12 protein-coding genes and 2 tRNA genes are annotated in these 13,584 nt (G+C 39.1%); 12 read left to right on the top strand and 2 right to left on the bottom strand.

Translation table 11 applies throughout. From position 1 onward, the window contains the following. Positions 1-2: 2 nt before the first annotated feature. The 9 genes from MMU05_RS18095 (at position 3) to MMU05_RS18055 (ending at position 8,380) form a co-directional block, all read left to right on the top strand. A complete protein-coding gene (locus tag MMU05_RS18095) occupies positions 3-1,076 on the top strand; it encodes an asparaginase (protein ID WP_241143086.1) in 1,074 nt (357 codons plus the stop codon). Positions 1,077-1,467: 391 nt separating this feature from the next. After that, positions 1,468-1,555: transfer RNA gene (locus MMU05_RS18090), tRNA-Ser, on the top strand. Between the two features lie 376 nt (positions 1,556-1,931). Beyond that, complete coding sequence (locus MMU05_RS18085) at positions 1,932-2,738, top strand: MotA/TolQ/ExbB proton channel family protein (protein WP_241143085.1); 807 nt, start codon at positions 1,932-1,934, stop codon at positions 2,736-2,738. Between the two features lie 54 nt (positions 2,739-2,792). After that, the gene (locus tag MMU05_RS18080) at positions 2,793-3,122 is read left to right on the top strand and encodes a hypothetical protein (RefSeq protein WP_241143084.1); all 330 of its coding nucleotides are present in this window, start codon (positions 2,793-2,795) and stop codon (positions 3,120-3,122) included. After that, on the top strand, positions 3,122-3,763 hold the full coding sequence (locus MMU05_RS18075; protein ID WP_241143083.1) for an ExbD/TolR family protein: 642 nt from the start codon (positions 3,122-3,124) through the stop codon (positions 3,761-3,763). The genes MMU05_RS18080 and MMU05_RS18075 overlap by 1 nt, the downstream gene beginning before the upstream one ends. Position 3,764: 1 nt before the next feature. Then, positions 3,765-4,226: an ExbD/TolR family protein gene (locus tag MMU05_RS18070; protein WP_241143082.1), complete on the top strand. Its 462-nt coding sequence runs from the start codon at positions 3,765-3,767 to the stop codon at positions 4,224-4,226. Between the two features lie 61 nt (positions 4,227-4,287). After that, positions 4,288-5,616, top strand: a complete 1,329-nt coding sequence (locus tag MMU05_RS18065) for an MFS transporter (RefSeq protein ID WP_241143081.1) — start codon at positions 4,288-4,290, stop codon at positions 5,614-5,616. After that, entirely contained in the window at positions 5,609-7,084 is a 1,476-nt protein-coding gene (locus tag MMU05_RS18060) for an NAD(P)H-hydrate dehydratase (protein ID WP_241143080.1), read from the top strand. Before MMU05_RS18065 ends, MMU05_RS18060 begins: the two co-directional genes overlap by 8 nt. A 66-nt stretch (positions 7,085-7,150) precedes the next feature. After that, positions 7,151-8,380 (top strand): MFS transporter, encoded by a 1,230-nt coding sequence (locus MMU05_RS18055; protein ID WP_241143079.1) that lies wholly within the window; start codon positions 7,151-7,153, stop codon positions 8,378-8,380. A 33-nt stretch (positions 8,381-8,413) separates the two neighbouring features. On the opposite strand, the gene asnS is transcribed toward MMU05_RS18055, so the two are convergent. Further along, positions 8,414-9,865, bottom strand: coding sequence for an asparagine--tRNA ligase (asnS, locus tag MMU05_RS18050; protein ID WP_241143078.1), 1,452 nt, complete (start codon positions 9,863-9,865; stop codon positions 8,414-8,416). 191 nt (positions 9,866-10,056) lie between these two features. Here asnS and rpoN point away from each other — a divergent pair, with 191 nt between their 5' ends. Together rpoN and MMU05_RS18040 are read left to right on the top strand one after the other, a co-directional pair. Next, positions 10,057-11,514 (top strand): RNA polymerase factor sigma-54, encoded by a 1,458-nt coding sequence (gene rpoN / locus MMU05_RS18045; RefSeq protein ID WP_241143077.1) that lies wholly within the window; start codon positions 10,057-10,059, stop codon positions 11,512-11,514. Beyond that, positions 11,515-12,132 (top strand): phosphatase PAP2 family protein, encoded by a 618-nt coding sequence (locus tag MMU05_RS18040; RefSeq protein WP_241143076.1) that lies wholly within the window; start codon positions 11,515-11,517, stop codon positions 12,130-12,132. Positions 12,133-12,183: 51 nt separating this feature from the next. Here the strand turns inward: MMU05_RS18040 and MMU05_RS18035 are convergent, their stop codons facing one another. Then, on the bottom strand, positions 12,184-12,924 hold the full coding sequence (locus MMU05_RS18035) for a porin family protein (protein WP_241143075.1): 741 nt from the start codon (positions 12,922-12,924) through the stop codon (positions 12,184-12,186). A gap of 175 nt (positions 12,925-13,099) precedes the next feature. Between MMU05_RS18035 and MMU05_RS18030 the strand changes: the two genes are divergently transcribed. Continuing rightward, positions 13,100-13,173, top strand: a tRNA-Arg gene (locus MMU05_RS18030). Positions 13,174-13,584 lie beyond the last annotated feature (411 nt).

The raw sequence follows: 13,584 nt of genomic DNA, 5'->3' as shown, positions 1-13,584 counted from the left end.
TTATGAATTATAAAATAATCAGGATCAATACAGCGGCCAAAAATGCAGTTCATTCTTCTGTACTCATTATTTATACAGGAGGAACTTTGGGCATGGCCTATGACGAATCAGGCGCTTTGGTCCCTTTCAACTTTGGGCAGATTATGGAAAAGGTCCCGACCTTGACCAATATGAACATCGCCATTACAGTCATTTCCTTTCCTGAACCGATTGATTCCTCCAATATCAGCATGCAGCATTGGTTTGACATGGCTTATATCATCTATGAAAATTATGACAGCTATGATGGGTTTGTGATTTTGCATGGCACAGATACCATGGCGTATTCTGCTTCGATGATGAGTTATATGCTCAATGGACTGAGCAAGCCTGTAGTATTTACCGGTGCGCAGTTGCCGATTTCTGCGATGCGGTCTGATGCCCGGGAAAACCTGATGACTGCCTTGGAGATCGCTTCCGCAAAATCAAACGGAAAGCCGGTGGTACCCGAAGTCTGTATTTTTTTCAACCATATGTTATTGAGAGGCAATCGATCCAAAAAGGTGCAGAGCGTTCATTTTGATGCTTACGAATCTGAAAACTATCCTGCCCTGGCAGAAGCAGGGATTATCATTGATTATAACCTAGCAGTGATCAGACCTTACGAGGAAACCAAAAAACTGAAGTTTTTTAACAAGCTGGACAACAATGTGATCATCATCAAGCTTTTTCCCGGCATCACAGCGGCAGTCTTGGATTCCTGTTTCAGCATCAAGGGATTGAGGGGAGTAGTATTAGAAACTTATGGTTCCGGCAATAGCCCAAGTGAAAAGTGGTTTATTGAATCCTTGGAAAAAGCAGTCAAAAAAGGAATCATCATCCTCAATGTGTCGCAATGTAACGGTGGCAGGGTCATTCAGGGAAGATACCATACAAGCAAGGATTTGAAAAGAATCGGTGTATTGAGTGGCAGCGATATTACCACCGAAGCGGCCGTTACCAAGATGATGTTCCTTTTGGGAAATGAAACGGATGATGCCGAAGTCAGGAGAAAACTTGTATTACCCATAGCAGGGGAAATGTCCGCGCCGAATTAAGGGAAAAAGCTTTAGACTACCATTTCATTAAAACTCCAGCTATTCATTTCCTGAGTTATATTCAATAAGCCCGATTCATCCAACATCGGTCATCGGTCACTGGTCATCTTTACTTATTCCTGCTCTTAAACTTCAAGCGCCCCCAACTTCCGTCTTCCGACTTCCACTTAACCCAACATACGTCATCGGTCATGAGTCATCTGACTTTTTTACAGATTCCCTGATTTAAATTCCAAGTGCCCCCAACTTCCGTCTTCCGTCTTCCAACTTCCGTCTGTTAAAAAATGAAGACTTGGTTCTTGTCAAGATTGAAGCTTATTTTTCTAGATATGCTTGGATAGCCTCTGATTAATTTATTTCTTTGCACTCCGATTCAGAAAAGGATCAAAATAGAGAGGTGTCCGAGTGGTTGAAGGAGCACGCCTGGAAAGTGTGTATACCTCTAAAGGGTATCGAGGGTTCGAATCCCTTCCTCTCTGCAAAAAAGATAAGTCATCGGCTTATCTTTTTTTTTTGCTTCTTTTAGCTGACGGAATACTTTTTTTGTCCCTTCCAAATTAGAGGCAAATACCTGATTTAAACCAAAATTACGAAGGATTTAATCTCAGAAATTCCTCAAATCCCGTTTTCATTCCATTTATTTCCTATCTATGTCCTTTTGTATAAATTTTCTAAACCTTTCATTTTCCTTGGTTTAGCTTTCGGGAATTTCAGATTCAAGAATGCTTATGTCCTTTTTAAAAAATTTATGAAAGTTTCCTTTGCAATTTGAAATGAAAAAATGATAACTTTAAAATCTCATTATTACTTTAGAAACCGTTTAACCTTAATTTAATTCTCTTTAAAAACTACTCTATGAAAAAGTTAATCGCTTTGTTCATGCTTTCCGGAATATTGATGTTTCCGGTGACTACGAAAGCTCAAGATGCAGAAGCTCAGGATTCTGCCGCAGTTGAAACTACTGAAGTTGTGGAAGAAGCCGCAGCGGCTCCAGTGATTGTTGATGACGAGATCATCACTGAAGAAAAAAGTTTCCACCAAGTTATCAAAGAAAAGTTCATTGAAGGTGACCCCCTTTACATGACACCGGTATTGATCTGTTTGATACTAGGTCTTGCTGTTGCTATTGAAAGGATCATCACTCTAAACCTTTCTACTACAAACACCAAGAAGCTTTTGATTAAAGTTGAGGACGCTTTAGGTCAAGGCGGAATTGAAGCTGCCAAAGATGTTACCAGAAACACCAAAGGCCCTGTTGCTTCGATCTTTACTCAAGGTTTAATGAGATATAGCGAAGGAATTGACATGGTAGAAAAGTCTATCATCGCCTACGGATCAGTTGAAATGGGTCGATTAGAAAAAGGCTTGGTTTGGATTTCACTATTCATTTCTATGGCTCCGATGTTGGGTTTCATGGGTACTGTAATCGGTATGATCGGTGCATTCGATGCGATCGAAGCTGCCGGTGATATCTCTCCATCTCTTGTTGCAAATGGTATTAAAATCGCCCTTTTGACAACTGTAGCAGGTTTGATCGTTGCGATTATCCTTCAGTTGTTCTACAACTACCTGATTTCCAAGATTGATTCATTGGTCAATGCCATGGAAGATGCTTCCATTTCATTGGTTGATATTCTTGTGAAGCATAAATTATCAAAATAATTTTCACCTGAACTTAGTTCATGTGAATATTCCACACTTAAAGAAAAAATAGATATGGATTCTATAGATATTATGCTTTACGTATCTGATCTTTTGGTAATTGTAGCAGTGTTGGCGGCAGTTGTATTGCCTTTGATAAAATCACTCGATGATCCCAAAAGTCTACTAAAATCAGCCCTAGCACTTGTTGCTTTGTTGGTTTTGTTCTTCATAGCCTTCACCATTTCTGATGGAGAAGTAACTCCAAAGTTTGCTGCTGATCCGTTCAATCTTACGGAAGGCATGTCAAAATTTATCGGAGGTACATTGATTATGACTTATATTTTGACAATTGCTGCTTTGGCAGGGATTGTGATAACTGAAATCTCTAAAGCAGTAAAATAATGGCCAAAAGTAAAAACAGAACATCCCAAGAGGTAAATGCAGGTTCCATGGCGGACATTGCTTTTCTGTTGCTTATCTTCTTCCTGGTCACTACTACCATTGCCTCTGATAAAGGAATTCAAAACCTCCTTCCTCCCAAGCAGGATCCAAACGTTCCGCCACCTGATATCAAATTGAATGAAAGAAACATCTTCAATATATTGGTGAATGCGAATGATCAGCTTCTTGTAGAAGGTGAATATGTCGACAATACAGATTTGCTTTCAGAGGATATCAAAGATTTTCTTTTGAATTTCGGGGCTCCGGATGCGGATGCTATCGCCTTATTTAATGGCTTACCGCAGTCATTAAAAGCAAGAGCTAACCGAGATCCAAAATCTTCAGATCATCCAATGAGTGGTGGCGCTGTTGTTTCTATTAAGACCAATAGAGGAACTAGTTATGAAAAGTACCTTGAGGTACTTGATCAAGTAAAGAGAGCGTATTTTGAAATTTATGCTGAAAGAGTCGGACTGACTTCTGATCAATACAGAGCATTGACAGGAAAAAATCCTGCCGAAAAAGCGCTTATTGATAAAGGTAAAGAAGGTCTTCCTTTGGCGATTTCAATCGCTGAACCGGATAAAATAGGAGCAAATTGATATGGGAAAGTTTAAGAAAAAAACCAAAACCTCGGAAAATATCCCGACTTCAGCATTGCCTGATATTATCTTCATGCTTTTGTTCTTTTTCATGGTTACAACAGTTTTGAGGGAACAGGACATATTGGTGGAGCAAAAACTTCCTCAGGCAACCCAACTTCAAAAACTGGAGAAAAAGACGCTGATATCTTATCTCTTTGTTGGAAAGCCTAAGAAACCGGCATTATACGGAACAGAGCCAAGAGTTCAGGCCAATGATGTTTTGATCAATACAAAAGATATTATTTTTTGGGTCAACCAAGAAAAAGATAAGTTATCTGAAGTTGAAAGAGATCAGATCACCATTTCAATGAAGGCTGATAGGGACGTGAAAATGGGCCCAATCTCAGATATTCAGTTTGAATTGAGAGAAGCGGATGCACGTAAATTATTATACGCATCTACAGGTAAAGTTGAGAAATAATCAAATTTTGATTTCAAACTATAAAGCTATCCCATTGGGGTAGCTTTTTTACTTTTATTTAATGGAAGTTTTGAAAATTGGTCAAAAGAAGAATGTGCAGAATGCTTGGGCAATGTATGACTGGGCCAATTCTGTATATAGCTTGGTGATAACTTCAACCATCTTTCCGGTTTATTTTAATAGTGTGACCACCTCTGAAGAATTCGGGGATGTGGTCTCATTTTTTGGTTTTAACATTGTGAATACCGTTTTGTATTCCTATTCGATTTCTTTTTCCTTTTTGGTAATTGCGGTGATTTCACCTTTTCTTTCAGGAATGGCTGATTATGGAGGAAAAAAATTATTGTTTATGAAAATCTTTGCCTATTTGGGTTCTGCAGCCTGTTTGGGTTTATTCTTTTTTGACGGGGACAATTTGGAATATGGAATAATCTGTGCGGTACTTGCGAGTATAGGTTTTGCGGGAAGTATTGTATTCTATAATGCTTTTTTGCCGGAAATTGCAGAGGAGGATGAGTTTGACTTTTTAAGCGCGAGAGGTTTTGCACTCGGGTATATCGGAAGTGTTATATTGTTGGTTTTAAATTTATTCATGATTCAATCACCTGAAACATTTGGATTGGCCGATGGGGGTCAAGCTGCAAGGTGGTCTTTTTTGATTACAGGGGTTTGGTGGGCAGGTTTTGCACAGATTCCATTTAGATATTTACCGAATAACCCATACAACAAAAAGGTTAAAAAAGCCCTTTTCATGCAAGGCTATAAAGAAATAAACAAAATTTTTAAAATTGTGAAAAGAACAACAGTGATGCACAGGTTCTTAGCTGCATTCTTTTTTTATAGTATGGGTGTACAGACGGTCATGTACCTGGCGGCCTCATTTGGAGACAAAGAACTTGGTATGCCTGGTGACAAATTGATTATTACCATATTGATCATTCAAATCGTGGCCATAGGCGGGAGCTATCTGTTCGCTTATTTGTCCAAAGCTTTGGGTAATAAAATTTCACTGGTGATCATGGTGTTTATTTGGGTTTTGATATGCGGTGCAGCCTATTATGTAGTCAACGAATATCAGTTTTACGCCTTGGCTTTTGTAGTTGGGATGGTAATGGGGGGAATACAATCCCTTTCACGCTCGACCTATTCCAAGTTAATTCCGAAAGACACAACCCAACATGCTTCATTCTTTAGCTTTTATGATGTGACAGAGAAAATTGCCATAGTTTTGGGTACATTTTCATATGGAATCATAGAGCAGATTACCGGAAATATGAGAAACAGCTCTTTGGCTTTGGGTTTGTTTTTCTTTGTTGGTCTTGGGTTTTTGCTTCTTTTAAGGATTCCAAAACAGGATTTTCAAAACATTGTCGAGATAAAAAATGCTTGAAATCATTAAGGGAAGTAGGGTGTCAGAATTGGACAAGGCTTTTGTTCAGTCAAAGGGCATATCATCTTGGGATTTGATGGAATCGGCCGCAACCTCTTTTTTGGACTGGTTTAAAATTCATTTTAAAGATTGCGACAAAGGCATTTTCATTTTTTGTGGACCGGGAAATAATGGGGGAGATGGTTTGGCTATCGCGAGATTACTAGAAATGGAAGGCTATGGCTTGACTGTAGTGACTTTTGAAGATTTCATGAATTGTAGCCATGATTATCAAATCAACTTCAAAAAACTACCAATAGGTGTTAGGGTCATAAGTCATGAAGGTTTTGATTATGATCAGGTACAGGAAAATATTTGTGTTGATGCAATCTTTGGTGTCGGTGTGAACAGGCCACTTTCCGGTAAATATTTGGAATGTATCAATTTACTAAATCAGGCAAAATCCCAAAAAATCGCAATAGACATGCCCTCCGGAATTCCATCTGATGGTATTTTGGAAGGGACAGCATTCCATGCGGACTTTACCTGTTCTTTTCAATTTCCAAAAATGGGGCTTTTGATTCCGGAACATGCAGATTATACAGGTAAAGTTGAGATATTAGAAATTGGTATTCCTTCTGTTTTTTTGAAATCCTTTAGCCAAAATAGATTTTTCTTACAACGACAGGACATCCCACTTTTTCATAAGCACTTTAATAATTTCAGTCACAAAGGAGACTTCGGAAGGATTCTCCTGATTGGGGGCAGCAAAGGTAAGATGGGGGCGATTTTGCTTAGTTCAAAGGCAGCATTAAGAACCGGAAGTGGACTGGTTCATGTCCACGCCCCTTTTGAGGAAAGGTTTGTTTTGCAGATCGGTGCTCCTGAAGTAATGGTGTCAGCTGACCTAGACTTCAATAGCTTGGCTCAATTCGATGCTGTGGGAATCGGTCCGGGTTGGGGAGTTGAAATTGATTCCTATTATTTGGAAAAGATTCTAAAATCAGCGAAAAAACCTGTTGTTATTGATGCGGATGGTTTAAATCTTCTTTCGAAAAATAAGCATTTGCTCGATCTTTTGCCTTTAAACAGTATCCTTACTCCTCATCTCAAGGAATTCGAGAGGTTGGTAGGTCCGAGTACGGACCATTTTGATAGACTTGATAAAGCGCGGGAATTTTCTTCAAAATTTGGAATTTATCTTATATTGAAAGGAGCTTATACATCGATCTCTTGCCCGGAGGGTTTTCAATATTTCAATTCCTCAGGGACCAAATATATGGCCACGGCAGGCGCAGGCGACGTCCTCACAGGGATAATTACTTCTTTCCTTGGTCAAGGGTACAACCCCCTTCATGCCGCCATTTGCGGTGTCTATCATCACGGACTTGCAGGGGAATTGGCTTCCAAAAATAAGAGAAGGGGAATGATTGCCTCGGATATAATTGAAGCCATTCCTGAGACGTATTTAAATCTTGGGATTGATTGAGTTTTTTCCCCGAAATGAGAACTTTAACAAAATCGCATTGGTTGCATTAAGAATCTTTTCAATCTCATGAATAAAGAAAAATTAATACTTTGGACCATTGCGGCTATCAATTTTACCCATATAGTGGATTTCATGATTTTGATGCCTCTTGGACCGCAATTGATGCGGATTTTTGAAATTACGCCAAGAGAATTTGGATTACTTGTTTCCTCTTACACCTTTAGCGCCGGAATAAGCAGCTTTCTAGGTGCTTTTATTTTGGATAAATATGACAGAAGAACAATCCTTTTGTGGGTATTTTCGGGCTTTTTACTTGGAACAATAGCCTGTGCTCTTTCTCCAAATTATTCCATTTTGTTGATTTCCCGTATTATTTCAGGTGTTTTTGGTGGACTTACTTCCGCTCTGATCATGGCCATAATCGGGGATGTAATTCCTGATTCCCGCCGGGGCAAAGCCATGGGTTTGGTCATGGCGGCATTTTCTGTTGCTTCGGTAGTGGGTGTTCCTTTTGGTTTGTTTATAGCAAGCATTTCCAACTGGCACGCCCCCTTCATTTTTCTGACCGGACTTTCGCTGATCATATTGGTATTGATTTTCAAATTCATTCCTTCCATTACGGCCCATCTTGAGAGTCATCAGATCAAGCCAACCCCGATGCAGGTTATCAGACGGGTGACAGGAAACAGCAATCAGATGAGGGCAATTTCTCTCACGATTATGATGATGTTTGGTCAGTTTATGATTATCCCGTTTTTGAGTCCGTACATGGTTGCCAATGTTGGTTTTTCGGAAATCCAGCTGACTTATATCTATATGGCGGGTGGGTTATTTACCATATTTACTTCTCCTTGGGTTGGCAAGTTGACCGATAACCATGGAAAGATTAAAGTTTTTACAGTTTTTATGACTTTGAACATCATTCCGATTGGATTGATTACCCATTTGGGGCAAACACCCATTCCTTTTGTATTGATGATTTCTACGCTGTTTTTTGTGACTTCCAATGGTAGAATGGTTCCCGCAGCTGCCTTGATTACCGGTACTGCAAAACCCGAAAACAGAGGCAGTTTTCTAAGCTTCAATTCCGCCGTTCAACAATTGGCCGCAGGTATTGCCTCTTTTATTGCCGGTTTGATTTTAGTAGAAGGTGAAGGCGGAATATTGCTCAATTTTAATTTTGTGGGATATTTGGCTATATTCTTTAGTTTGCTTTGTATTCCTCTGGCAAGGAGAATAAAAGTAGTCGATATAGGCGAAGCATCTGTCATGCTTGAAGTTGAAAAAACCATATAAAAAAAAGCCGCTTCATCAGCGGCTTTTTTTTGCTTAAAATTCAGCATGTCCGGGAGTCCTTGGAAATGCAATGACATCCCTGATATTTCCCATCCCTGTGACGAAAAGCACCAAGCGTTCAAAGCCGAGTCCGAAGCCGGCATGTGGGGTTGATCCGAATCTTCTTGTATCAAGATACCACCACATCTCTTCGGTGGGTATATGCATTTCTTCCATCCTTTTTGTCAAGTACTCAAGTCTTTCTTCCCTTTGAGAACCACCCACAATTTCTCCAATCCCGGGGAATAAAATGTCCATGGCAGCCACTGTTTTGCCGTCATCATTTTGTCTCATGTAAAAGGCCTTGATGTCTTTTGGGTAATCGGTGAGGATTACAGGCTTGTTGAAATGCTTTTCGACAAGGTACCTTTCATGTTCAGACTGCAGATCCACCCCCCACGATTCTATCAGGTATTGAAATTTTTTCTTTTTATTGTGGTTTGAATTTTTTAGAATATCAATGGCTTCGGTATATGTGATTCTTTGAAATTCATTTTCAACCACAAACCTGAGTCTATCAATGAGTCCCATTTCACTCCTTTGATCCGCTTTTTTTGCAGTTTCTTCTTCAAGGGCTCTTTTGTCCAAAAATTCCAGATCATCTTTACAGTTTTCCAATGCATAAGAAATCACATATTTCAGGAAATCTTCTGCCAAATCCTGATTGTCCTGAGCATCAAAGAATGCCATCTCAGGTTCGATCATCCAAAATTCAGCTAAATGCCGCGCTGTATTGGAATTTTCAGCTCGGAATGTTGGCCCAAAAGTATAAATCTCTGCCAAACCCATAGCGGCAAGTTCACCTTCAAGTTGACCGGAAACCGTCAGATTTGTTTCCTTTTCAAAGAAATCCTCTTTGAAATTGATTTTCCCTTCATCCGTCAAAGGAGGATTTTTCATATCCAAAATGGTCACCTTAAAAGTCTCTCCCGCACCTTCTGCGTCTGAAGAGGTAATGATCGGTGTATGGATATAAAAGAAGCCTTTGTCATTGAAATATTTATGTACCGCAAAAGCCAAGGCGTGCCTAATCCTGAAAACAGCCCCAAAAGTATTGGTTCGGATTCTCAAGTGGGCTATTTCTCTTAGAAATTCAAGAGAATGTTTTTTTGGCTGAAGTGGATAGGTTTCGGCATCAGCTTCCCCGAGGATTTCAATGGTGGTAGCAGCCAATTCGGCCTGCTGTCCTGCTCCTTGGGAGGCCACAATTTTTCCGGTAATTTTCAGACAGGCTCCTGTGGTTACTTTCTTTAGAACTTCTTCACTGATAAATGCCGGATCCGCCACCACTTGGAAGTTATTGATAGAAGAGCCATCATTCAGGGCAATAAATGTTACATTTTTATTGCTTCTCTTGGTTCTGACCCAACCCATTAGTATAGCATCCTGACCAATGAGGTTATTTTCGAGAAGTTTCTTTACTTTAATTCTTTTATTGAAAGCCATAGAAATGGAAGATTGTTTTTGTGAAAATGTAACCAACAAATGATCGTTGATTAAAGGGAATGCAAAAAAACGATTAAATAAGCTTTTTATCAATAATTTGTTCTTATTTCCTAAATTTGAAATAATGAAAGTATACTAAACACCGTTTTTGGTTAGACTTCAGTTTAAATTCTTTAGAAATATATTAGTGTATGCAAAAACTACATTTAAGTCAGGTACTTTCCCAAAAACTTTCTCCACAGCAGATCCAATTCATCAAGCTGTTGCAGGTGCCGACTGCAGAATTGGAATCACGTGTAGAGGAAGAGCTAGAAATCAACCCGGCTCTGGAAGAAGGAAAAGAAGAGGATAGCAATGAATCTGAGGAAAACGAATATGAAGACAGTTACGAGGAAGAATCAGGGTTTGAAGACAAAGATGTAAACATCGACGATTACCTGAGTGATGATTACAGTGGATACAAAATGCAGGGAGACGGCAATTATTCTCCTGATGAGGATGATAGGGAGATTCCGATTTCGGGAGGTGCTTCACTCCACGAGCAGTTGATCACCCAATTGGGTTTTTTGAAGTTGAATGAAAGACAGAAACTCATCGGCAGACAATTGATCGGCAGTATTGAAAACGACGGTTATATAAGAAGGGATCTAGAAGCCATTATCAATGATTTGGCTTTTGGACAAAATATAGAAACAGACCTTGATGAGATTGAAGAAATTTTAAGAAAAATCCAGAGTTTTGACCCGGCGGGCATCGCAGCAAGGAATCTCCAGGAGTGCCTCTTGATCCAATTGGAAAGAAAAGAGCATCCTGATGATCCTAATGTCATAAACTCCATTAAAATCATCATTGAGTGCTTTGACGAATTCACAAAAAAGCACTACACCAAAATTCAGAAAAAGCTTGATCTCAATGATGAGGACATAAAAGATGCCGTCAACATGATTACCAGGCTCAATCCCAAGCCGGGAGGTACTTCTGATGGTCTGATCAAGACCCAATATATCATTCCGGATTTTATTTTGACCAATGTCAACGGCAAATTTGAAATATCCCTGAATTCTAAAAATGCACCCGAACTCAGGGTAAGCAGGTCGTATTCAGAGATGTTTGATGCCTATGATAAAAGCGATAAAAAGGATAAAAAACTCAAAGACACCGTCACATTCGTCAAGCAAAAACTAGATGCCGCGCGTTGGTTTATTGATGCGATCAAGCAACGACAGCAAACATTGCTTAGAACCATGCAGGCGATTTTGGATTACCAAGAAGAATTTTTTGTAGATGGAGAGGAGACGAAGCTGAAGCCGATGATCCTCAAAGACATCGCAGACAAGATCGAAATGGATATTTCAACTGTTTCCCGTGTGGCAAACAGCAAGTCAATTCAAACTGAAGTAGGTATTTTTCCACTGAAATATTTCTTCTCTGAAGGTATTGCTACCGATTCCGGTGAAGACGTGAGCAACAAAGAGGTAAAAAGTGTGTTACAGACTATGGTGGATGGAGAAAGTAAAAAAAGACCACTTTCGGATGATAAATTGGTCAAAATATTGAATGACAAAGGGTATAATATTGCTAGGAGGACTGTTGCCAAATATAGGGAGCAATTACAGATCCCCGTTGCTCGACTTAGAAAGGAACTGTAAGTGGCACAAAAATTAGCATTGTTTCTTTCGTATACCTTTCAGCCGTTGTTAATTCCCACGCTGATATTCGTGTTTTTATTGTTCGGTATTCCGGAAGTTTCGGCATCTCAGTATTACAATCAGTGGTTTATTTTGATGATGGTCTTTGTAACCACTTTTGTGATCCCCGTATTGAGCCTATTGACCATGAAACTAACTGGAAATATTGGATCAATACATCTCGAGAACAGAGATGAGAGGGTTTTTCCGTTTTCCACAGTCAGTCTGTTTTATGGAATTTCCACCTATTTGTTTTATTTAAAATTTGAGATTGAACCGGTATTTATCCTCGCTCTGTCCTCCATCACTATATGTGTCATTTTGTTGACAAGTATCACATTTTTTTGGAAAATCAGTGCCCACATGACAGGTATCGCAGGGTTTCTGGGAATAATTATTGTGATTGCGCTAAAAAATCCCGCTTTCAATCTTGTCAATTTTTTGTTGGTAGGAATTATATTATCTGGTTCGGTAGCTTCCTCCAGACTTTACCTTAATGCCCATACGCCGATTGAAATTTTTGGAGGGTTCTTATTGGGCTTTTCAGTTTGCTTCGGTACTTTCTATACCTATTTATAAAAAAAGGCCGGATGTCCGGCCTTTTTTCCTTGAATAAATAAAATTTGTTTTTTAGAATAAGGCGATTGAAACTCCAAAGTTAAACTGAGTCGCTTGCGTATTGAAAGGTCCTTTATTTTTTTGGAATACTTCGTTTAGTCCATAGTAGCCCCAAAGGTTAAATCCCGGAAATCCCAATCTGGCATGGACGCCGTATCTGAACTGGTTAAAACCAAAAGCCTGTCTGTCCTTGATTTTCCTTTCCAGACCATCCGAATCACTAAAAGCAATTTTGGTCTGGGCTTGGAATAAATACCCCACTTTTCCACCAATCGCTACCCTGACACTTTTGTCATAATTATTTTTATTAAAGTGGTATCTGAATTCAAGAGGCACTTCCAAAAAATTGAGACCCACATTATTTACCCCTAGAACAATATCATCTCCATATACTTCAGACACCGCTAACAATTCGCTGGAATTAGGACCTACCTCGGGATTGTTAAATAAATTATTTCCTCTCTCAAACGCAAATTTATCCGAAGCAATACCTATTCCGGGGTTGAAGGAAAATCCGGACTTTACACCAAAAATATTGATTGGATATTGGTAATAAACATTGAATGACCGAGACTTAAAAAACTCAGTATTCAATTCACTCGGTTTGTTGTTTAAGGTATTAAAACCCAATTCTAAAAAGAGGTCACCTTTAATATCTGGTCTTCCACCAATAGGTGTTTTTTCTCTTTCTTGTGCGAAAAGGGAATTTACTATAATTAAATTAAGTAAAATTACTAATGAGATGCTTTTCATGAAAAGGGTATTATATTTAAAATTCGGGCTAAATTATAAAATCAAACTTGATTTGCGTTTCTTTTTGTCTTAATAATTCTTAATTGTTTTTTTGAAGAAATGATTTTGCTCACCAAAACAATTGCACTTGTTTTTGTAAATCCGAATTTCGTAACTACTTTTGTGTCCCCATTATGGCTTCGTAGCTCAATTGAATAGAGCACTTGATTACGGCTCAAGAGGTTTCAGGTTTGAATCCTGACGAGGTCACACTTCACATAACAACGGTATGTGTCAATTATTGAATAGCAGGTAAAGGATTCTAGGTTTCTTTTTTGGGAACTGAGAAAAATATTCAAAGAATTTGTTCCACAATTTCAGCAAGTTATGTGAAACTGAATTAAGTGAAAAGGTTTTCTCAGTATCATCTCTTGTGAAATACTTAATTATTCTTACCTTTGCACTCCTGTTTGTAAGGAATGGGAAAAAGAGATGGGGCGAGAGTCTTACAATACTGCCGAGAGAGGTGGTAAAAGTTCATTGAAATACTGGAGAAACGACATTAAAAAGTCTGACGGTGTCAAAACCGGAGGACAAGATTGACAGGGCTAGGAAACGAGCCGCAGCGATGCGGCAAAAAAAACTATACAATGGAGAGTTTGATCCTGGCTCAGGATGAAC

This window comes from Cognataquiflexum rubidum, from assembly GCF_022538115.1.
In the GTDB taxonomy this organism is placed as follows: Bacteria; Bacteroidota; Bacteroidia; order Cytophagales; family Cyclobacteriaceae; genus Cognataquiflexum; species Cognataquiflexum rubidum.
Note: the sequence above shows the minus strand (reverse complement) of the source record. Positions and strands in the feature narration are given on the sequence as shown.

Excerpts from the sequence above, each read along its gene's own strand:
- MMU05_RS18095 (WP_241143086.1), top strand. The coding sequence starts at position 3 with ATGAATTATAAAATAATCAGGATCAATACAGCGGCCAAAAATGCAGTT.
- MMU05_RS18085 (WP_241143085.1), top strand. The coding sequence starts at position 1,932 with ATGAAAAAGTTAATCGCTTTGTTCATGCTTTCCGGAATATTGATGTTT.
- MMU05_RS18080 (WP_241143084.1), top strand. The coding sequence starts at position 2,793 with ATGGATTCTATAGATATTATGCTTTACGTATCTGATCTTTTGGTAATT.
- MMU05_RS18075 (WP_241143083.1), top strand. The coding sequence starts at position 3,122 with ATGGCCAAAAGTAAAAACAGAACATCCCAAGAGGTAAATGCAGGTTCC.
- MMU05_RS18070 (WP_241143082.1), top strand. The coding sequence starts at position 3,765 with ATGGGAAAGTTTAAGAAAAAAACCAAAACCTCGGAAAATATCCCGACT.
- MMU05_RS18065 (WP_241143081.1), top strand. The coding sequence starts at position 4,288 with ATGGAAGTTTTGAAAATTGGTCAAAAGAAGAATGTGCAGAATGCTTGG.
- MMU05_RS18060 (WP_241143080.1), top strand. The coding sequence starts at position 5,609 with ATGCTTGAAATCATTAAGGGAAGTAGGGTGTCAGAATTGGACAAGGCT.
- MMU05_RS18055 (WP_241143079.1), top strand. The coding sequence starts at position 7,151 with ATGAATAAAGAAAAATTAATACTTTGGACCATTGCGGCTATCAATTTT.
- asnS (WP_241143078.1), bottom strand. The coding sequence starts at position 9,865 with ATGGCTTTCAATAAAAGAATTAAAGTAAAGAAACTTCTCGAAAATAAC.
- rpoN (WP_241143077.1), top strand. The coding sequence starts at position 10,057 with ATGCAAAAACTACATTTAAGTCAGGTACTTTCCCAAAAACTTTCTCCA.
- MMU05_RS18035 (WP_241143075.1), bottom strand. The coding sequence starts at position 12,924 with ATGAAAAGCATCTCATTAGTAATTTTACTTAATTTAATTATAGTAAAT.